The 20,423-nt window shown below is 61.8% G+C and carries 17 protein-coding genes and 1 tRNA gene; 10 read left to right on the top strand and 8 right to left on the bottom strand.

Annotation, left to right across the window (positions count from 1 at the left end):
- Positions 1-87 precede the first annotated feature (87 nt).
- The gene (locus CABTHER_RS01680) at positions 88-1,479 is read left to right on the top strand and encodes a class II fumarate hydratase (protein WP_041569035.1); all 1,392 of its coding nucleotides are present in this window, start codon (positions 88-90) and stop codon (positions 1,477-1,479) included.
- A 74-nt stretch (positions 1,480-1,553) separates the two neighbouring features.
- Here CABTHER_RS01680 and ileS read toward each other — a convergent pair whose 3' ends face one another.
- Positions 1,554-4,376, bottom strand: a complete 2,823-nt coding sequence (gene ileS, locus CABTHER_RS01675; RefSeq protein ID WP_014098840.1) for an isoleucine--tRNA ligase — start codon at positions 4,374-4,376, stop codon at positions 1,554-1,556.
- Between the two features lie 150 nt (positions 4,377-4,526).
- On the opposite strand from ileS, the gene CABTHER_RS01670 reads away from it, so the two are divergent.
- Positions 4,527-4,599 (top strand) — tRNA-Lys (locus CABTHER_RS01670).
- 53 nt (positions 4,600-4,652) lie between these two features.
- Here CABTHER_RS01670 and CABTHER_RS01665 read toward each other — a convergent pair.
- The gene (locus CABTHER_RS01665) at positions 4,653-5,288 is read right to left on the bottom strand and encodes a hypothetical protein (RefSeq protein ID WP_014098839.1); all 636 of its coding nucleotides are present in this window, start codon (positions 5,286-5,288) and stop codon (positions 4,653-4,655) included.
- Positions 5,289-5,480: 192 nt separating this feature from the next.
- Here CABTHER_RS01665 and CABTHER_RS01660 point away from each other — a divergent pair, with 192 nt between their 5' ends.
- Both CABTHER_RS01660 and CABTHER_RS01655 read left to right on the top strand, forming a co-directional pair.
- Positions 5,481-6,722 carry an ABC transporter permease gene (locus CABTHER_RS01660; protein ID WP_081464630.1) on the top strand — a complete coding sequence of 414 codons (1,242 nt, stop codon included), beginning with the start codon at positions 5,481-5,483 and terminating at the stop codon, positions 6,720-6,722.
- Between the two features lie 28 nt (positions 6,723-6,750).
- Complete coding sequence (locus CABTHER_RS01655) at positions 6,751-8,004, top strand: ABC transporter permease (RefSeq protein WP_014098837.1); 1,254 nt, start codon at positions 6,751-6,753, stop codon at positions 8,002-8,004.
- Here the strand turns inward: CABTHER_RS01655 and bioF are convergent.
- Entirely contained in the window at positions 7,995-9,194 is a 1,200-nt protein-coding gene (gene bioF / locus CABTHER_RS01650) for an 8-amino-7-oxononanoate synthase (RefSeq protein ID WP_014098836.1), read from the bottom strand. The genes CABTHER_RS01655 and bioF overlap by 10 nt on opposite strands.
- Positions 9,195-9,327: 133 nt before the next feature.
- On the opposite strand from bioF, the gene CABTHER_RS01645 reads away from it, so the two are divergent.
- From CABTHER_RS01645 to rsfS, 3 genes are read left to right on the top strand one after another with little or no spacing between them, the layout of a single operon-like run.
- Positions 9,328-10,263, top strand: a complete 936-nt coding sequence (locus CABTHER_RS01645) for a tyrosine recombinase XerC (RefSeq protein WP_014098835.1) — start codon at positions 9,328-9,330, stop codon at positions 10,261-10,263.
- Positions 10,238-11,044: a nicotinate-nucleotide adenylyltransferase gene (nadD, locus tag CABTHER_RS01640; protein ID WP_014098834.1), complete on the top strand. Its 807-nt coding sequence runs from the start codon at positions 10,238-10,240 to the stop codon at positions 11,042-11,044. The genes CABTHER_RS01645 and nadD overlap by 26 nt, the downstream gene beginning before the upstream one ends.
- Entirely contained in the window at positions 11,044-11,478 is a 435-nt protein-coding gene (rsfS, locus tag CABTHER_RS01635) for a ribosome silencing factor (protein WP_014098833.1), read from the top strand. The genes nadD and rsfS overlap by 1 nt, the downstream gene beginning before the upstream one ends.
- A 19-nt stretch (positions 11,479-11,497) precedes the next feature.
- Here the strand turns inward: rsfS and folP are convergent, their stop codons facing one another.
- Positions 11,498-12,409 carry a dihydropteroate synthase gene (folP, locus tag CABTHER_RS01630; protein ID WP_014098832.1) on the bottom strand — a complete coding sequence of 304 codons (912 nt, stop codon included), beginning with the start codon at positions 12,407-12,409 and terminating at the stop codon, positions 11,498-11,500.
- Between the two features lie 93 nt (positions 12,410-12,502).
- On the opposite strand from folP, the gene CABTHER_RS01625 reads away from it, so the two are divergent.
- Both CABTHER_RS01625 and CABTHER_RS15270 read left to right on the top strand, forming a co-directional pair.
- On the top strand, positions 12,503-13,297 hold the full coding sequence (locus tag CABTHER_RS01625; RefSeq protein ID WP_014098831.1) for an ABC transporter permease: 795 nt from the start codon (positions 12,503-12,505) through the stop codon (positions 13,295-13,297).
- A 53-nt stretch (positions 13,298-13,350) separates the two neighbouring features.
- Entirely contained in the window at positions 13,351-14,385 is a 1,035-nt protein-coding gene (locus tag CABTHER_RS15270; protein ID WP_014098830.1) for a tetratricopeptide repeat protein, read from the top strand.
- A gap of 6 nt (positions 14,386-14,391) precedes the next feature.
- Here CABTHER_RS15270 and CABTHER_RS15265 read toward each other — a convergent pair whose 3' ends face one another.
- The 4 genes from CABTHER_RS15265 to CABTHER_RS01595 form a co-directional block, all read right to left on the bottom strand.
- Positions 14,392-16,059 (bottom strand): HD domain-containing phosphohydrolase, encoded by a 1,668-nt coding sequence (locus CABTHER_RS15265; RefSeq protein ID WP_014098829.1) that lies wholly within the window; start codon positions 16,057-16,059, stop codon positions 14,392-14,394.
- Between the two features lie 138 nt (positions 16,060-16,197).
- Positions 16,198-17,061, bottom strand: coding sequence for a bifunctional DNA-formamidopyrimidine glycosylase/DNA-(apurinic or apyrimidinic site) lyase (mutM, locus tag CABTHER_RS01605; RefSeq protein WP_014098828.1), 864 nt, complete (start codon positions 17,059-17,061; stop codon positions 16,198-16,200).
- A 15-nt stretch (positions 17,062-17,076) separates the two neighbouring features.
- Positions 17,077-19,251, bottom strand: coding sequence for a WD40/YVTN/BNR-like repeat-containing protein (locus CABTHER_RS01600; protein WP_014098827.1), 2,175 nt, complete (start codon positions 19,249-19,251; stop codon positions 17,077-17,079).
- A 78-nt stretch (positions 19,252-19,329) separates the two neighbouring features.
- Entirely contained in the window at positions 19,330-20,046 is a 717-nt protein-coding gene (locus CABTHER_RS01595) for an SDR family NAD(P)-dependent oxidoreductase (RefSeq protein ID WP_014098826.1), read from the bottom strand.
- 110 nt (positions 20,047-20,156) lie between these two features.
- Between CABTHER_RS01595 and CABTHER_RS01590 the strand changes: the two genes are divergently transcribed.
- Positions 20,157-20,366 (top strand): hypothetical protein, encoded by a 210-nt coding sequence (locus tag CABTHER_RS01590; RefSeq protein WP_014098825.1) that lies wholly within the window; start codon positions 20,157-20,159, stop codon positions 20,364-20,366.
- Positions 20,367-20,423: the final 57 nt, after the last annotated feature.

Raw genomic sequence — 20,423 nt, 5'->3', positions numbered from 1 at the left:
GTGTACAACCCGCATTGAAAGCGATGACGACCAACGCGCATACTCCATTCTGTGCGTCAGCTAACTTTCATGGCAAGGAGTCTTTCTGTGACCGACGAGCAATTTCGTATCGAACGCGACAGTATGGGGGAGGTGCGCGTCCCGGCCACTGCCCGGTATGGGGCCCAAACCCAGCGCGCCGTGGAAAACTTTCCCATCAGCGACCTTCGTTTCCCACGGCGTTTCATTGAAGCCCTCGCCCTTGTGAAATGGGCGGCCGCCACGGTCAATCAGGAACTGGGGTTGCTGGCACCCAATCTGGCGGAAGCCATTGCCCAAGCCGCCCTGGAAGTCGCCACCGGACAACACGACGCGCACTTTCCCCTGGACATCTTTCAAACCGGTTCGGGGACGAGCACGAACATGAACGCCAATGAGGTCATTGCCTCGCTGGCCAGCGAACGTCTCGGCATGCGCGTCCACCCCAACGACCACGTCAACATGGGGCAAAGCAGCAACGACGCCATCCCAACGGCCATCCACGTCAGCGCCTGTCTGGCTATGACGCACGACCTGCTGCCCGCCCTGCGCCACCTGCACAGCACCATCCAGACCAAGGCCGCCAGTGTTGCCCATGTGGTCAAAACCGGGCGTACCCATCTGATGGATGCCATGCCGATCACCCTCGCCCAGGAACTCACCGGCTGGGCCTGGCAAATCGCCCACGGCATCGAGCGGATTGAAAGCGCCCTGCCACGCCTCACCAAGCTTGCCCAGGGCGGTACGGCCGTCGGCACCGGCATCAATGCCCATCCCGAATTTGCCGCCCGCTTTGCGGCCCGGCTGGCCGAACGGACCGGACTGCCTTTCCAACCCAACGACAGCTTCTTTGAATCGCTCAGCTCCCAGGATGCCATTGTCGAACTCAGCGGGCAGGTCAAAACCGTGGCCGTGAGCCTGATGAAAATCGCCAACGATCTGCGCTGGATGAACAGTGGCCCGCAGGCGGGACTCGCCGAAATCCGGCTTCAGGACCTTCAACCCGGCTCCAGCATCATGCCCGGCAAGGTCAACCCGGTCATCCCGGAAGCCATGGCTATGGTTTGCGCCCAGGTCATCGGTAACGACACGACCATCACCATTGCCGGGCAGTCCGGCAACTTCCAGCTCAACGTCATGCTGCCGGTCATTGCCTACAACATCCTGCAAAGCCTGACCACGATGGCCAATGCGGTGCGGCTGCTGGCGGACAAGGCCATTGCCAACTTCACCGTCAACGAAGAGCGCCTCAGCGCCCAGGTCGGCCGCAACCCGATTCTGGTCACAGCCCTCAACCCGGTGATTGGCTACGAACTCGGTGCCAAGATTGCCAAACGCGCCTACGCCGAAGACCGTACGGTCAAGGAAGTCGCTCTGGAGATGACCAGTCTTTCGGCCGAAGAACTCGACCGCCTGCTCGATCCCCGCGCCCTGACCGAAGGCGGCATCCGACAATCGTGACCACTTTTTCGGGAATACACGTTCGGCAATACCCGGCCGGCCCGGCTGCCGGGCCGGCCAAAAACATCCAGCGTTTATGCCGCCGGATACCAACCGGCCCGCACGTTGCGGACGCACCGGTGACAAATGGTAGGAAAGTCCGGGTCTTCGCCGACAGTCGTTTCATAGTGCCAGCACCGTTCGCATTTGCGGCCCCGCGCCCGCTCCACCTGTACCACCAGGTCTTTGTTTCCGGCAGATTCGAGCGTCACCTGCGAGACAATGAACAGGTAAGACAGCGCCTCCGCGCCGTAGTCAGCCAGCGTTGCTGCAAGCGGCCCTCCGGCCCGCAGCCACACCTGGGCTTCGAGCGACGAGCCGATGTATCCGGCCGCCCGCTGCTTTTCGAGTTCCTTGAGCACGGCCGAACGCACTTCCAGCAACGTCTCCCAACGCGCCTGTAACGCCGCATCAGCCCGCGCTGGCTCGTAGGCCGGAAACTCAGCCAGATGCACCGAACCAGCCGGCTGGCGCGTCAGCTTCTCCCAGGCTTCGTCGGCCGTAAATGCCAGAATGGGTGCCAACAGGCGAATCATGGCGCTGGCAATGTCATAGAGCGCCGTCTGGGCAGCCCGCCGCTCGTAGGACTTCGGCGCGTAGGTGTAGAGCCGGTCCTTGAGGACATCGAAGTAGATGCTCGAAAGCTGTGTCGTACTGAAGTTGAGTAGCGCCGTGTAGGCCGACTGAAAGGAATACTGCTCGTAGGCTGTCCGTACGCGGCGGACGAGTTCATTCGTTTCTACGAGCGCCCACCGGTCAATCTCGAACAGTTCGTCAAACGGCACGGCATCCTGTGCCGGGTCAAAGTCCGAAAGGTTGTTGACGAGATAGCACAGCGTATTGCGCAGCTTGCGGTAGGCATCCCCGATGCGCGCCAGGATTTCTTCGGAAATGGGCACGTCGTCGGTGTAGTCCACGCTCGCTGTCCAGAGGCGCAGCAGGTCAGCCCCGCCGGTTTCAATCAATGCCTGTGGCTCGATGACATTCCCCAGGCTTTTCGACATTTTCTCGCGGTCTTTGTCGAGGACATACCCGTGGGTGATGACCGTCCGGTAGGGCGCATGGCCGCGCAGTCCCAGACTGACGACAAGCGATGAGTTGAACCACCCGCGATACTGGTCAGAACCTTCGATATAGACATCCGAGGCCGGTTCATCCGGCGTTGCCAGTCCGGCGCGCTCCATCGTCTGCCAGCTCACGCCCGAATCGAGCCACACATCCAGAATGTCCATTTCCTTCTCGAAATCCTTTGCACCACAGCTTTCACAGGCAAAGTCAGGCGGGAGGAAATCGCTCACCGGACGGACGTACCAGGCATCTGCCCCTTCGCGGTCAAAGACTTCTGCGACCTGTTCCATGAAGTCAGCGCTGGCGTGAACCGTTCCGCAGGCCGTACAGCGCACGGCCGCAATAGGCACGCCCCAGGCGCGTTGGCGGGAAATGCACCAGTCGCCCCGGTTGATGAACATATTGCGCATGCGCTCCTCGCCCCAGGCCGGCAACCACCTGACGCGCCCGATTTCGGCAATGGCGCGTTGGCGCAGGTCGGCGGCGTCCATGGAGATGAACCACTGCGGCGTGGCGCGAAAAATGGTTGGAGTCTTCGTGCGCCAGCAGTGCGGATAGCTGTGGGGATAATCCTCGGCAAAGACGAGCATGCCGCGCGCCCGCAACAGCTCGATGATGGACGGATTGGCAGCAAAGACCTGCTGGCCGGCAAAGTAGACCACGTCGTCGGTGTACACCCCACGCTGGTCCACCGGACAGTACGGCTCCAGTCCATACCGCTTGCCAATGAGAAAATCTTCCATCCCGTGTCCGGGCGCAGTGTGAACAGCACCCGTGCCGGCATCGAGCGTGACGTGTTCGCCAACCATGAGCCTGGATTCACGGTCGAGCCACGGATGCCGGGCCACTTTGCCGTCCAGCGCCGTTCCCTTGAAGGTGGCCAGCGTCTGCCACGTTGACCACCCGAACTTCTGCGCCAGTTCGGGCAGGAGCTTTTCTGCGACGATGTACACCGGGCCGACCGCCCCGTGTCCATTGGCCGGCGAAGCCGCGACGGCAACGTAGTCGAAGTCGGGCCCGAAGCTGATGCCCAGATTGGCCGGCAGTGTCCAGGGCGTGGTCGTCCAGATGATGATAGCCACCTGCCGGCCGGCCAGCGCCGGCGACAGGGTCGCCGGGTCCGTCACCAGCGGAAAGGCAACATACACCGAGGGATCAACCACTTCCCGGTATTCCAGTTCGGCTTCGGCCAGCGCCGACTGCGCGCCGATAGACCAGTGCACCGGACGCAACCCGCGATAGACGCTGCCCTGCCGCACAAAGGCCGCCAGCGTCCGCAAAATGTCCGCTTCGTAGTCGTAGCTCATCGTGCGGTAGGCGTGCTCCCAGTCACCGAGTACCCCCAGACGCTGAAAGTCGCGGTTCATCTGCACGATATGGCGTTCCGCAAAGGCCCGCGCCTCCCGACGGATGATGAGAGGCGTCAGGGGCACCTGCCTGGCGGCCAGCTTGCCTTCGAGTTCCTTGACGACCTTGGTTTCAATCGGCAGCCCGTGGCAGTCGTAGCCGGGAATATACGCCACATCAAAACCCAGCATGCTGCGTGACTTCACGATGAAGTCCTTGAGAATCTTGTTGAAGGCCGTTCCCATGTGAATCCGTCCGTTGGCATAGGGCGGGCCGTCGTGCAGGCGAAACTTCGGACGGCAGGCACGCGCTTTGCGCAGCGCACCATAAATATCGGCAGCCAGCCAGCGTTGGAGGCGCTGTGGCTCAGCTTGTGCCAGGTTGCCCTTCATGGGCAGGTCTTTGGAAGGCAGGTTGACGGTTTTCTTGAGGTCAAAGGTCATCGTGTCGGTCTGGGAATTCGGTTGGCAGGAATGTTTGCGTGTTGCCCATTATGCGGAACGGTCAAGAGTGGAGCAATCCGGGCAGGCAAACACACGTTGACATCCCGGCGCGGATTCCCCTACCTTTGGCGTCTTGTGCCTTTGACACGGGGGCCGTTAGCTCAGTCGGTAGAGCAACTGGCTTTTAACCAGTGGGTCGCAGGTTCGAGTCCTGCACGGCTCATTTCCCAAACGGGCGGTCATTCAGGCTGCCCGTTTGGCCTTTTTAGCCAAGCTTCAGTCGTGGTCACGCAGTTCGCCGCCGTGCCCCAGCACCTCGTCGGCAGGCACTTCGGAGAGCAGACGCAGGGCAAAAGTGGTTGTCGGGTCATCCGCTTCGGCGGCCAGCAACACCAGTCCGCCCTGGGGCAGGGGCCAGACGAGATCAATATCCGGGGCATCCACATCTGCCGGATCGCCATACCGCTGCACGAAGGCGTCAATGATACGGTTTTCATCATCGGCCAGCGCCGGATCGGTCAGCCCGGACAACTGAAAGATAACCCCGTGAATGGTCGCCTGCCCCGGCAGTGCCAGGACTGTCACCCGGCACTGGGCTGTGCCTTTGCCCAGGCGTACCGGCTGGATGACCGTGAAGACTTCCTGCCCACCCTGTCCCTGCCAGCGCCGCTCAATGTGCGCTCCGGCCAGCAACCGCTCGGCATCCTGCCGGGTCAGGGAAGGCTGGCCGGCCCGCTCCCGCGAGCCGTCAAACTGCGGCAGGAAACGCTCGATGAGATCGAAAAACTCCGGCGTCGGTGGGGATTGAAGCGTACGGCAGCCGGCGGGAGGCCCGGCCAGGATGCCGGTCAGTCCCACTGCCAACAACCACCATGCCAGCCGCCGACCGGCCAGAGTCACCCGTTTGATCATGGGCAGGTGAAATGAAAACGTTGGGTTCACAGGTCAACCGTTGTACGCCGAATTGTGCCACAGCGCAATGCTTACTGCTGCGGAGGCGCTGCCGGCGTTGAGGACGGCCAGGTATTCTTGAAACCCGTGGCGGTTTCCTGACGTTTCGTATGGGCGATTCCACCGGCGGCAACTTTCCTGCTGAGGTTTCCTATGTCCACCGGCGCTATGCCCTTTCGCGAGGCCATTCGGCTGGCCGTTGACGCACTGCGCGCCCACAAACTGCGCACTTTTCTGACCCTGCTGGGGGTTATCTTCGGCGTGATGACCGTGGTTGCCGTGGCGGCGGTCATCGAGGGACTGAACGTCTATGTCGGAAAGACGATGGAGGAGGAGTTCGGGGCCAACACCATCATTCTCGACCGCTACGGCATTGTCACAAGCCTTGACGAATGGCTCCAGGTGCAGAAAAACAAAATCATCACTCTGGAGGATTACCGTGACCTGCGCGCCCGCGCCAGCCTGGCCCGGGAAATGGGCATCCGGCTCGACGCCTCCCTTCCCTACCTGCGGCAGGGCGGCAGCGAACTGACAAACGTTTCGGTCATTGGTTATTCGCCCAGCATCCCGGCGATGGGTGCCGGGAACATCAACGTCGAGGAGGGGCGGTTTATCACCGAAAGCGACGACGAAAACCGCGCCAACGTGGTGTTCGTGGGCTACAAGGTGCGCGAGAAGCTCTTTGGCGGAGCCAACCCCGTGGGACGCGAACTGCGCATCCAGGGCGAGCCTTTCCGAATCATCGGGGTTTCCAAAGAGCTTGGCTCGTTTCTGGGCAATGAACGCGACAACTTTGTGGTCATCCCGCCGTCCGTGCATCTGCGGATGTTCGGGCCCCGGCAATCCCTGGCCATCGTGCTCCAGCCCCGGCCCGGCGTCACGCTCGAAGCCCTGGAAGACCAGGTTCGCGGCATCATGCGGGCGCGTCACCACCTGCGCCCCGACCAGAAAGACGACTTTGCCTTCCTTGGCGCTGATGCCATCAAGGACCTGTGGCGCAGCCTGACCGGACTCATTGCTGCCGTGGCACTCGGTGTCGTTTCCATTTCACTGGTTGTAGGCGGCATTGTCATCATGAATACGATGATGGTGGCTGTCACCGAACGCACCCGTGAAATCGGCATCCGCAAAAGCCTGGGTGCACGCCGACGCGACATCCTGTGGCAGTTTCTGGTGGAGTCTTCCCTGCTTTCCGGCATCGGTGGCGTTCTGGGCCTGGTAGCTGCGTGGGCGGGACTTCTCATCGCGGCGCAGTTTGGGTTGCCGTTCTCGATGCCGGTCTGGGCCGTCATCCTTGCGCTGGTGGTTTCAATAGGCGTTGGGCTGATCTTCGGCATCTACCCGGCTCACCGCGCCGCCAATCTCGACCCCATCGTGGCCCTGCGTGCCGAGTAATCCATCCAGAAAGGGCAGGTGAACGTTCTTGCTGCTGTACAGTGTTCGGGAAAGCTTCGGGCAGGCCGTTGCCACCATTGGCGCGCACAAGTTCCGGTCCCTGCTGACGGTTTTGGGGGTCATCATCGGGACGACCTCCGTCATCCTTGTGTCTTCGGTCATTACGGGTCTGGAAAAGAGCTTTGCCGCCATGGTCGAACGCTTCGGCACAAACACCGTCTTTGTCTCGAAGTTCAACTTCGGCAGCCCACGCGAACCGACGTTTGAAGAGCGGCAACGCAAGGACCTGACCTACGAAGACGGTCTGGCCATTGCCGAGCTGCCGAGCGTGGCGGCTGCCACGGCCTGTCTGGGCCGCTGGCCGGGTAGTCCCGATGCGCCCATCCTGAAATACCGTGACCGCCAGGCCAACAATCCGGTCTTGCGCGGCGGCGATCCGGCCTTTCTCGAAGCGCGCAACATGCAGATGTTGACCGGGCGCTACTATACCGAAGTCGAGAGCCGGCACGGAGTGGCCGTGGCCGTCATCGGCTACGACACCGCCGAAACCCTTTTCGGCACGACGGAAGCCGTCGGCAACGAGTTCACCATCAACGGGCAAATCTTCCGGGTTGTCGGCGTGCTGGAAAAGAGCGCGGCACGCGGCATGTTTCCCGGCGCCAACTGGGAGGACAACTGCGCCATCATCCCCCACGCCACGTACCGCCGGCTCTACCCACGGGACAAAAACTACATGATTGTCGCCAAAGCCAGGGACGGGCAACTCGACCGCATGGTGGACGACATTACGCGGCTGCTGCGCAAGCGGCGCAACGTCCCGTTTTACAAACCGGACGACTTTCATCTTTCGACCCCGACGGCCGAGAAAGAAGGCTTTGGGAAAATCACGCTGGTCCTGGCGGCGATTGTCGTCCCGATTTCCGGTATGGCGCTGCTCATCGGCGGGATTGGTGTCCTGAACATCATGCTGGTGTCCGTCACCGAGCGCACCAAGGAAATCGGCACCCGGCGCGCGCTCGGGGCGCGGCGGCGGGACATCATCATGCAGTTCCTGATTGAAGCCATGTCGCTGACCGGCCTTGGCGGGTGCATCGGGATTCTCGCCGGGTTGGGTCTCAGTCAAATCATCAACCTGACCATCCCGGACTTGCCCTCCAGTGTCTCCCTGCTGTGGGTTGGCATTGGGTTTGCGGTTTCGGTCAGCATCGGTCTCGTTGCCGGACTCATTCCGGCCATCAAGGCGGCCTACCTCGACCCGGTCGAGGCCCTGCGCTACGAATGAGTGGCCTGAGCCAAGCTGGAAGCCGGCATCACTGACCGGATGGCAGTCGCCACATCTGCAATCTGGGCCGGCGTGTGGGCCGCCGTCACCGTCAGGCGCAGCCGGCACGCGCCAGGCGGGACGGTGGGCGGGCGAATCCCCACCACATAGAACCCGGCCGCCTGCAAGTCCTGCATGGCACGCATGGTCGCCGCTTCCGCGCCCAGCACCACCGGAAAAATCGGCGCGGGCCAGTCCGGTGAAAACCCCAGCGCCGTTGCCATGTGCTTGATGTTGCGATGCAGCCCTTCCACCAGGGCATCGCTTTCCACGAGCAGGCGCACGGCTTCCAGCGCCGCCGCAACCGGCGCTGGCGGCAGGGCTGTGGTGAAGATGAACGGCCGCGCCCGGTTGATGAGCAGTTCGATGACCACGGCCGGCGCGACAACAAACGCCCCAAAGCTGCCCAGAGCTTTGCCAAGCGTGCCCATCAGGATGAGTGGGCGGCCGGTGTGGTCAAGCTGCGCCGCCAGACCTCTTCCCTGTGGGCCTAGCACGCCCGTGGCATGGGCTTCATCGAGTACGACCCACGCCCCAAAGGTTTCCGCCAGAGCCAGCACATCGGCCAGTGGCGTGACATCGCCATCCATTGAAAACACCGCTTCCGTGACGATGAGCCTGCGCCGCGCCTGTCCGTACCGGGTCAGTTTGGCGCGCAGGTCGTCCAGGTCGTTGTGCCGATACACGACGGTCGTCGCCCGGCTCAGACGGCAGCCGTCAATCAGGCTGGCATGGTTGAGGGCATCGGAGAAGATCACATCCTGAACATCGGTCAGCGCCGTCAGCAGGGACAGGTTGGCGTGGTAGCCGCTGTTGAACAGCAGGGCGCGGTAGCCGGGATGTCCGCCGACCTTGAAGGCAACGAGCGCCTCTTCCAAGGCGCAGTGCAGGTCAAGCGTACCGCAAATCAGGCGGCTCGCCGTCGCCCCGGTGCCCCACTTGGCTGTGGCTGCCTGGGCGGCTGCAATCAGGCGTGGATGCGTGGACAACCCCAGATAATCGTTGCTGGAAAAGTTGACCCACTCCTGCCCGCCGCAGACGAAGGTCACGGCCGGCGGGGCCTGCGCCGGGCGCAGTTCGCGCCACCGGCCGGCGGCCCGGATGGCATCCAGCTCGGCCGTGAGTTCAGTCTGGAGACAGCTCAAAGTCATCGTGGTTTTGTCCAAAATCGTTGGCCCAGAGTGTTTTCAGCCGGGCAGGGCAGCGCCCGTTGCGATGGGATCGCGCGTGACGCACAATAGCAAAGCTGTGTTCCAAACCGGATGGTGAGGTGTCGAAACAGGCATGACGGAAGCGCCGACGCTGGCTGATTACATCGAGGATTTCAAAAAGTTTCTGATGTATGAACGCAATGCTTCTGCGCACACCTTGCGGTGCTACATGGGAGATTTGGAGCAGTTTTACGACTTTCTCTGTCCGCCAAATGCCCAGGGCGTCCGGCGTCAGGTCAGCATTCACGACATTGACAACATCACCATCCGGGAATACCTCGCCACGCTGTACGAAAAAAAGAAGAAAAAAACCTCCATTGCCCGCAAACTGGCCACGCTGCGCGCCTTTTTCCGCCATCTCTGCCGGGAAGGGGTTCTGGAACTCAACCCGGCGCAACTTGTCGCATCACCCCGTCTGGAGCGCAAGCTGCCCAACCACCTGACCGTCGAAGAAGCCATGCGGTTCGTGGAAATGCCTGACCTCGAAACCGTACTGGGCAAACGCGACCGGGCCATTCTGGAAATGCTCTATGCCACCGGGGTGCGCGTGTCGGAGTTGGTCGGCATGAATCTCGAAGACATTGACTTCAGGAACCAGTGCGTCCGGGTGCGCGGCAAGGGGCGCAAGGAACGCATCGTCCCGTTTGGCGAGCATGCCCGCAAGGCACTGGAGCTGTACCTGGGCGTACGGGGACAATTGCTTGCCCATGCCCCGGAGGACAAGCGCGAACCCAACTGCGTGTTTTTCAACTACCAGGGCACGCGGCTGACAACCCGTTCCGTCGGGCGTCTGATTGACAAATACATCCGGCAGTGCAGCGACCTGCACCACATCAGCCCCCACAGCCTGCGGCATTCATTTGCCACACATCTGCTCGATGCCGGGGCTGACCTGCGCGCCATTCAGGAACTGCTGGGGCACGCGCGGCTGACGACCACGCAACAGTACCTGCACGTTTCGACTGACCGCCTGATGGAGGTCTATGACCGGACGCACCCGAAAGCCTAGTCGTCCCGGCGCTGCACCGGCCGGCACCGTACCGGAAAGCACTGTACCGGAAAGCACCGTACCGGCGGCTCAGCCACAGCTTCCCACCGGCAACCGCTGGCGGCGCGTAGGACTGCTGGGCGGCACCTTCGACCCCATCCACTACGGCCACCTGCGGCTGGCAGAGAGTCTGGCGGCCATCTTCAACTTCGACGAACTGCTCTTCATTCCGACCTACAGCCCGCCCCACAAGGACTTCGACCGTGTAACCTCGGCCTACCACCGCTATGCGATGACCGTACTGGCCACGCTCCAGATGGACATTGCCCGCGTTTCGATGGTGGAAATCTTTGCGCCGGAGCGCCCCTACACCGCCGACACGGTTGCGACCCTGCGCCGGACCTATGGCGACGAGACGCACCTGTTCTTCATGATGGGCGCGGATTCCTTTGCCAATCTGCCCAAGTGGGAGCGTTACCAAACCCTGCTCGACAGTTGCCATCTCATCGTCATGACGCGCCCGAAGTATGAAGTCGGCGACCTCGCCACGCTGGCCGGGCAGTACGGTGCCGGGCGGGTCATTGACCTGCGGGGCGGACGGGCCAGCCAGCGGGCCGTCACGAGCAACCTGGGCGAAACCGGCATGCACGTTTTTCTGACTGACTTGTTTGCCCTGGATGTCTCAGCGACGGACATCCGGCAGGCCGTCAGTGAAGGACGCTCCATTGCGCGCTTCGTACCGCCGCTCGTGGAGCGGTATATTCATGTCTATGGACTTTACTCAAACGGACACCACGCTTGATGACGAACGACACTGCTCCACGTCTCCCCGTACGTAAACTGGCCGTCCCCGCCGAAACCACACCGCCCAAGGTCGAAGACCGGCGGGTGTGGCAGGTGATTCATGCCTTGCAGGAAAAGAAGGTCGTCGCGCCGGTGATTCTGGACATTGGTCGGCTGACCTCAATTGCCGATTACTTCATCATTGCCACGGGCACCTCTTCGCGCCACGTGCAGGCGCTGGCCGATGAGGTGGAACGCCAACTGGGGCTGCTCAAAACCTATCCCCGCCACATCGAAGGCTATGCCGATGGGCAGTGGGTGCTGATGGACTACGGTGATTTCATCGTCCACGTCTTCACGCCGGAGCAGCGCGACTTTTACGGCCTCGAGCGCCTGTGGAGCGACGCCGGGAAACTGGTTCTTCAGGAAGGTGAATCGCTGCCGGTGATGTGATACTGCCAGTTAGGCACCATCACACCGGTTCGCTGTTTGGAAAAACAGTGTTGCGGACGGCATCCACCAGCGCCGCACATTCGCGCATGGCGGCTACGTCGTGGACGCGGACGATATGCGCGCCACCGGCAATCGCCAAAGCCACACTGGCGGCAGTTCCCAGAAGCCGGTCGGAGGGGTCAGCTTTGCCTGTCACCCTGCCGATGAAGGACTTGCGTGAAGGCCCGACGAGCAGCGGCCGCCCCAGCGCCGCCAGACGCGGTAGCGTACCAAGCAGCAACAGGTTGTCTTCGAGGGTCTTGCCAAAACCCAGTCCGGGGTCGAACACGATGCTGTCCAACCCGATGCCGGCTGTGCGGGCAACCTCCAGGCTGTGCTCAAAGCCAGCCGTGACATCCGCCAGAATGTCCGCCACCGGAGGCAAACCGTGCAGAGCGCCGGGCGTGCCGCGACTGTGCATCACCACGACGCCAGCGCCGTGCCGCGCAATGACTTCTGGCATGCGGTCATCGAAACGAAAGCCCGAAATGTCGTTGACAATCACGGCGCCGGCCGCCAGCGCGGCTTCGGCAACGGAAGCCTTGTAGGTGTCGATTGAAAGCGGCACGTCCACAGCCTGGGCCACAGCCTCGATCACGGGAATGACCCGCGCCATTTCCTCAGCCTCGTCCACCGTTTGCGCGCCGGGGCGGGTGGATTCCCCGCCGATGTCAAGGATGTCAGCCCCTTCGGCGACAAGCCGTTGCGCCTGGGCCAGGGCAGCTTCGACCGTGGTGTAGCGTCCACCGTCGGAAAACGAATCCGGCGTGACGTTGATGATGCCCATCAGGCGGGTTGTGGCACCCAGCGTCAGGCCGCCCCGGCGAAGCTGCCAAGTGTAAGGCTGCCGCGCCACGACCGCCAGACCAGTTGCCGTATCAGGAGATGTCATCGGCTTGCCTTGCCCTCGCCGGTGAAGGGATAATTCCGGCATCCACAACATTCGGGGAGAACAGTCCTGTTTTTGTTCCAGGGGTTTGAGGCAATGAAGCAGATTTCCACGGTGGCGCTCAACACCTTTCGGGAGTCCGTACGTGACAAAGTGCTCTACAACCTGGTTGTGGCCGTCCTGATTCTCATTGCGGCGTCGTTGTTCATAGGAGAGTTGTCCATCAATCAGGAACACAAGGCCATCGTGGACCTGGGACTGAGCACATTGCTGCTGTTCGGCTACATGATTGCTGTCTTTATTGGCACCGGGCTGGTGTACAAGGAAATCGAGCGGCGCACGATTTACACGGTTCTGTCCAAACCGCTGCACCGCTACGAGTTCATTCTGGGCAAGTTTTTCGGCCTGTCACTGACGCTGCTCGTCAACTGCACCGTCATGCTCATCGCCCTGATCGTGGCGCTGTTTTATGTCCGCCGCCCGACCGATCCTTCTCCGTTCAGCATCATTCCGGCGGCTTTTCTGCTTTACATCGAACTCCTGCTGGCAACGGCCCTGGCGCTGCTCTTTTCGTCGTTCACAACACCGGCGCTGGCCACCCTGTTCAGCATCGTCAGCTACCTGACTTGCAACTTCACCCCGGACCTTAAGCTCTTTGCCGATGTTCTGAACGTCGAGGTTTACCCCTCACTGCGGATCATGCAGATGGTGCTGTGGGCGCTGTACTACCTGCTACCCAACCTGCACAACTTCAACTTCATCGCGCGCACGGCCCACGGAATTCCCATTACGGGCAGCCAGATGGCCCTCAGTTGCCTGTATGGTGTTGTGTACCTCAGCATTTTGCTCTCTCTGACGCTCTACATTTTTGAGCGCCGCAACTTCAAATAACCTTCTTCCGGGCAAAAGCCCTTCGGCAAGGAAGCCCCTTCGGCAAGGAAGCCATGGAAACGACAGGCGCATCCCGGACCGCCCCTGAACGGTGGCGGGCCTATCTCTACTGGGGCGTTGTCTTCATTGGTCTGGCCAGCCTCTATCCCCTGCAGGTGCGGCTCGACGCCACCTTCAGCCGAAACCGCGCCATCGAGGAAACGCTCTATGTGCAGTCGGGCGAGATGGTACGCCGGCTGTCATTCGGTTTCGAGGGCGTGGTTTCTGACCTCTACTGGATTCGTACTGTCCAGTATTTCGGGCGCAAGCTCGGCGGCGGATTGACCGGCGAAGGAGCCGTGGACTTTTCAAAACTTTCCCGCGAGGACATGCCTTTGCTGGAACCGCTGCTCGACATCACCACGACGGTTGACCCGCATTTCACGGCAGCCTACCGGACAGGGGCGATTTTCCTTGCCGAGTTTGACTACGATGCGGCGCTGGCGCTTCTGCGCAAGGGCATTGCCGCACATACGGATCGGAAAAACCTGTTTCGGATGTGGTCAGACTATGGGGCTATTTGCTGGCGGGCCAAACGCTACGAGGAATGCGCCGAAGCCTATGAGCGGGCTTCGGCACTGGCCATCAGCCCCAGCGACCGGGACTGGACAGCCGTCATGGTCGGCGCGGCCAAAACCCGTGGGGGCGACCGCCGGACATCCTACCTGCTGTTTCAGAAGCTGCGCGACGAAGCTGAACACGAAGGCGCACGCCTGAGTGCCGAATGGCGGCTGCAACAACTCACCTCACTCGATGAACGCGATTTCATGGAACGGATGATTGCGCGTTTCCGCGAAACCTACCGGCGCAACCCGGCCAGTTTTGCCGAACTGTATCCGCTCCTGGTGGCGCACCGGGACGAAGCCTACGACACGCTGGGGCGGCCGCTGGCGCTGTTTCACGAAGATTTTGAAAAACGCTTCCGGCGTTATGACCGGGCGCCACTTGACCCCAGCGGCGTCCCCTACCGCTACGACCCGGTGCGGGGCTGCGTCGGATTGAACAGCAACTCAAGCGTTGCCCGCGATCTGGAAGAACGCTGCCCGTAGCGCGGTTTACAGCGGCACCGGGTCCATGGAAACCGTTTCCGGTGACATCACCGTTTCCGGTGGCATGACCGGCAGCGTCGTGTCGCCGGTAACATGCCCGGACTCCGGCGTTTGAGAGATTTGTGCCCGGCGGGCTTCGGCTTCAGCGCGCTTGCGCTGGTTGGGAATGAACTCCTGCCGGACGAATTCCTTGAGCGCCGCCACCACCTGCGGGTCAAACTTCGTGCCGGTACTTTCGTCAATCAGCTCCAGCACTTCCTCAATCGGCATCGGTTCCCGGTAGTGGCGCTTGTGGGTCAGGGCATCAAAGAAGTCTGCCACGGCAATGATGCGTGCGCCCAGCGGAATTTGGTCGCCTTTGAGGCCGAAGGGATAACCGCTGCCGTCGAGGTTTTCATGATGGCCGGCGGCTATCAGTGGCAGGTCCTGCATATCCCGTGTGAAGTGAATCTTCGACAGAATATCGTAGGTGTTTTTGGCGTGGTCGCGCATGTGGGCGTACTCTTCCGGCGTCAGCTTGCCCGGCTTACAGAGAATGGCCTCGCGCGTCCCGATCTTGCCGTAGTCGTGCAGCAAGCCAGCGTAGTAAATCCGGCGGCGCTCGCCTTCCGGCAGGTTCATATACTTCGCAATCGAGCGCGAGTACCGCGCCACCCGCGCCGAGTGTCCGGCCGTCAGGTCATCACGGGCGTCAATGGATGCCGCCAACGTCGTCACGAAGCTCTGGAAGGTGATTTTCTGTTCCTCCAGCAGGTAGATGTTTTCCAGCGCCAGCCCGGCCTGCCGGGAAACCGCCATCAGAAACTCCAGTTCCTCATCTTCAAAGGTTTTCCTGGTCGTCAGGTTGTCGAGATAGCACACGCCCCAGGTACGGCTTGCCGAACTGATCGGGGCGCACATCACCGAGCGGATGGACTGGAAAATGATGCTTTGCTGGCTGGCAAAGCGGGCATCGTTGCGGGCATCGAGGCACAGTTCCGCGACGTTGCCCTCATAGACCCGGCGCACAATTGTCTGGCTTGGAGAAACCTGGGCGGCATCGCCGTTGCGCAGCCGTGCCGCCTGCTGGCGCAGGGTATTGTCTTTCGGGTCGGCCAGCAGAATGACGCCCCGTTCGGCTGGCAATACGTCAAACAGCAGGGTCAGAAGCTTTTCAGCCAGTTCCTCACGGGTCGTCACGGCCAGAATTGCGCTCGTAATCTCGTAGAGTGCCTTCAGGCGATTGACGGTCGCGGCATTGGTCAGTTGGGTTGCCCGGATGAGAGACGTATTGAGGTAGCGCGTCTGGGAGTGGTCAATGACCGACATCACCTGGTGTGGCTCGGCTGCTTCAGACGGCTTTGCCCCCTGGTTGGCATACTCGAAGACGATTTCCGTCCCGGCGAGCTTGCGCCCCAGTGCGAGCCGGTCGCCGCTGCGCAGTTGCGCTTCCGAAACGCGCTGGTCGTTGACGTACGTTGCGCCGGTGCTGCTCCGGTCCACCAACGTCGCATGCACACCATCGAAGCGCAGCTCGACATGCAGGCGGGATACGTAAGGGTCATCAATCTGCAAGTCGTTGTCTGCAAGACGACCAATGCGGAAAACCGGTTTGTTCAGCATGGCCGTCGCTTCTTTTCCTGCGGCGTCCCGGTACTTCAGCGTTCCCCAAGCCTTACCGACGTGCTGCTCCATAAGAAGTCATCCCTTCCCGAAAGCGGTTCAGCCACAAGGCTACCTTTCCTCAAAACCTGGCCTGCCGAGCACACGCGCTTCGGCCGGCGCACCAAAAACCAACCAAGGGGGCTGAAAAACAACTGTGACCCTAGCACATCATTTTGCAGTTTGTCGTCCCATTCCGGCACGTGGGCGCTGACACCTGGGGCAGAAGTAGGTCGAGCGTTGCCCCTGGCGAATCCGGGCAATGGGAGTTTCACAGCGGATGCAGGGTTCGCCTTCCCGGTCATACACGAGCAAAGCCTCGGCAAAAGCCGCGCCAAAATACTGCCCGGTGATGTTTTCCGGGTTCACGTCAAGGGTCGTGCCGGCTTCGATGGCGGCCTCCAGCAGGACGCGGATGGTCTTCCACAGGTCTTTGACCTTGGATTTGGATACCAGATTGGCCGGGGTGAGGGGATGGAGACCGACGGCAAAGAGGACTTCCGCTGCGTAGATATTTCCCAACCCGGCTACGCGCGTCTGGTCGAGCAGGACTTCCTTGATGGGACGCCGCGTGCCGGCCAGCGTGCGCTGCAGGTAGTCCAGGGTGAAATCCGGCCCCAGCGGTTCGGGCGCGAGATGGCGCAGTTCCTCAAGCTGGAACAATGCGGCCGTGGGTGCCAGCCGCATGATGGCGAAGTGCCGCTGGTCCTGAAACACCAGGCGACGGTCGTTGTCGAGGTCAAAGACGGCGTGGGTGAACTTTGGCAGTGGGGCGTCAGGTGCCAGATACAGAAACCGGCCGGCCATCCGCAGGTGAACGAGCAGGGTATGGGCATTGTCCAGGTGTAGCAGCAGGTGCTTGCCGCGCCGCCCGACTTCGGTAAACACGGCCCCCTGCATCCCTGCGACGACCGTGGCGACAGACTGTGGCGCAACGAGGCGCGGACGGTAAATGCGGACGCCAATGACCCGCCGCTGTTGAAGGCGCTGCTGCAACTCACGCGCGACGCCTTCGACTTCAGGAAGCTCCGGCATACCGGTCCAGCGGGGCTAACGCACTGAGGCGGTCGGAGAGAGTCCGGGAAGGGTCACAACCATCACCCCCGAAGTGACCGAGCCGGCATAGATGCGCCCCGGCGCGAACACATCGAAAGCCGCCGCCCACATCCGATGTCCCGGCAACACGGCCCGCTGGTCGAGGCGGTGGAAAAGCTGCCCGCCATTGACCGAAAGATACAGCCCCCCGCCTTGGGCATCACCAATCAGAACCTCATCCGCCTGGCGCGGGTTGAACCGGATCACGGCAATGTCACCAAAGCCGATGCCGCGCGCCAGCCGCTCCCAGGATTTGCCGCCGTCAAAGCTGACATAGGCCGTCCGCCGTGTCCCGACGAATATGGTTTCCGGTCGGCGTGGGTGAAAGGCAATCTCCTGCACGCATGTGGCATCCTTGAACGCTTTCATCGGCAGGTCGGCCCGCTGCCACGTCGCGCCCCCATCCTGGCTCACAAGCATCCCATCCGAGATACCGGCCAGAATGACCTCTGACGACTGGGGCGACACGGCCACCGAAAAGACACGTCCGCGGTATGCGCCCAAGCTGACCTTTTCCCATCCCTTGACCGGGTTGTCCGTTCGGAACAGACCATCCCAGGCAGCGGCATAGAGCCAGCCGTCAGCAGTCGAAACCAGTTCCACGACGTGCCCCTTCAACCGTTGCCGCAGAATGGTTCGGGATGCAGAGGAGCGGGCGGCGGTGCGGCGGCCTTTGGCAGGGCCTTTGGCAGACGGCCGGGCGCTCGGTGCGGCTGGTGCGGCCACCGGTCGTCTTCCGCCGGGCACGACAGGCGTCGGGCGCCAGGTGGCCGGCGGGTTGGCCGGCTGCCAGAGCTTTCCGCCATTTTCCGTCACAAACACCCCATCGCTCGTTGCGGCATACAGACGGCGTGAATCACCCGCTGGCGCGTGCAGGCCATAGACATCCCGTGCGCCAAGCCCCTGCGAGGAGGAATACCAGGTCTGACCGAAATCATTGGAGACATAGACGCCGCCTTCCGCACCGTTGAACATCACGGAGGCAAACAACCGTCCGCGCTGCATGCTGTCGGCCAGCAGCCCCGACACGCGGCGCGTCACAAAGCCGTGATTGTACGCCTGAAAGGTGTTCCCCCCGTCTTCACTGATGAGGACGCCCCGGTTCTCCGTGCCGACGATGACCCGCTGGGGCGCAGACGGATGAATGCGGATTTCGTTGATGGTCGTCGTCGTGGGCAGAATCTGCCGCCACGTCTCACCGCCATCGGTCGTGTGCCAGAGTCCCTCGGTCGTACCGGCGAAGATTTCTTTTTCGCGGGTGGGATGCGGAAAAATGACGTGCGTCCGGCGGGCGCTGGAGGGGATTCCCTTGAACTTCGTCCAGTTGCGCCCTCCGTCAAGACTGCGGTAGATGCCGCTACAGGCGCTGCAATACACACGGTCGGGATCAAAGGTGTCAATGGCGATGCTGAAAATGTCAGAGTCTTCGATGAGCTTTGAGGTCTCGCCGTGGATAAAGGTCCAGTTCTTGCCGCCGTCGGTCGTCTTCCACGGCAGATACCAGGTGCCGACATAGACCGTGTCGGCGCTGCGCGGGTCAATGGCGACGGATTCGATGTTCCGAATGCCAGGGTGTCCGGCCGGTGACAGCCGCGCCCATGTCTCCCCACCATCCGTCGAACGAAATGCGCCATTCAGGGTTCCGGCCACCAGCACACTGGCGTTGCCCGGAGCCATGGCAAAGGCGCGGACGGATTCTCCGCTCAACACCGCCCGCCAGGTCTGCCCGCCGTCCGTGGACTTGTACACCCCGCCCTCGCGGTCATTTTCAAGCACCCACACGGCGGCATACAGCGTGTCGGTTGCCGTCGGGTCAATCACGATACTTTCGATGATGTACTGCGGGCGGTTGAAGGTCGGCAGCCAGCGCCAGGTCTGCGCGCCGTCCACCGTTGTGTAGATTTGTCCATCGGCCGTTCCGATGAACATCCGCTTGGGATTGGTCGGGTCCTGCGCCAGGGCGCGCACCGTACCGCCAAAGGGGCCGGTGACTTTCCACTCGGTTTGCTCAAGCAGCGCTGGCGTCAGCACCGGCGCTGGCGTTTCCAGCGCCGCAGAAACAACCTGGCCCGTGGCAAAACAACCGGCGAAAAACACGGCGAGAAGTGCCCCCAAAGCGACTAACTTCATCGTTTTCTCTCTCTTACATGCAAATATCGAAACTTTTACGCGAAGTTGCGCAACCATAGCATGTTCACCTTGGTAGGGCTACGCCTGCCGAAGATTCGCTGGCGGTTTGAGTCCCAACCGATAGCCGGCATCCACGAACAAGGTCTCACCGGTCACGGCATCGGCGCTGAGCAGGTATAGCAGCGCCTGTGTGATGTCCTCCGGCGTCACCCCTTCCGGCGTTCCGGTCAGGTTGACGATGCCGGGTGCAATGGCATTGACCTGCACAACCGGCGCCAGCACCTTGGCCAGCCCTTCGGTCAGCATGATGAGGCCGGCTTTGGAGACGTTGTAATGAAGATACGCCGCCCACGGGCGGACACCCCCGACACAGGCGAGGTTGATGATTTTCCCCCGTCCCTGCGCCAGCATCAGCCGCGCCGCCCGGCGCGCACACCAGAAAGGCGCTGTCAGGTTGACGGCCAGTGTCTGTTCCCAGTCAGCATCGGTGAGTTCGGGCCAGGGACGGCGCTCAAAAACCGCCGCATTGTTGACCAGAATGTGCAGCGTCCCGAAACGGCGCAGGATGCCTTCAAAGAGGGCATCCACGTCCTTCCGCTGACGCAGATCGGCAGGAAAGACTTCGACCGTGCCTCCGCCAGCGCGGAGTTCGGCCGCAAGCGTCTCCGCCGTCGGATGTGAGCTGTGGCAGTGGAGTGCCACGTGAACGCCCTGCGCCACAAGGGCGCGCACCATGGCCGCCCCCAAACGGCGCGCCCCACCTGTCACCAGGGCAATCCTTCCGGCCAGTTCCACGGCACTTCCTCAAAAAATCTGCGTCTAACGGTGCCGGCTTTTGGCCGGCTGGTCAGACCATGGCATGGTTTTAGCCCCAAACCCGTCTGTGAAAAGAGACTACGCCGTTGATGCCTGAAAAGAAACCACGTCGTTCCCCGCTGGAGTGGCTGGTGCCGGTCTTTTTCGTGCTTGTCGGAACGTGGTATCTGCTCGAATGGGGGCTGGCGTCCCCGACCGGTCTGACGTTTCGCGCTGGCGTTGGTGTCCTTCTACTCGTGTATGGCGGCTGGCGGCTCGTGCGTCTCCGGCAGCCGGGGGCCACGCCGCCGGCCAGCTAGCCGGTCTCACATCCAGCCGGAAAACACTTTGGCGGCGGAGGTGGCTTCGCCGCCAAA

The sequence above is a fragment of the Chloracidobacterium thermophilum B genome, from assembly GCF_000226295.1.
Taxonomy (GTDB): Bacteria; Acidobacteriota; Blastocatellia; order Chloracidobacteriales; family Chloracidobacteriaceae; genus Chloracidobacterium; species Chloracidobacterium thermophilum.
The sequence above is the reverse complement of the archived record's forward strand: the minus strand, read 5'-3'. Positions and strand labels throughout refer to the sequence as shown.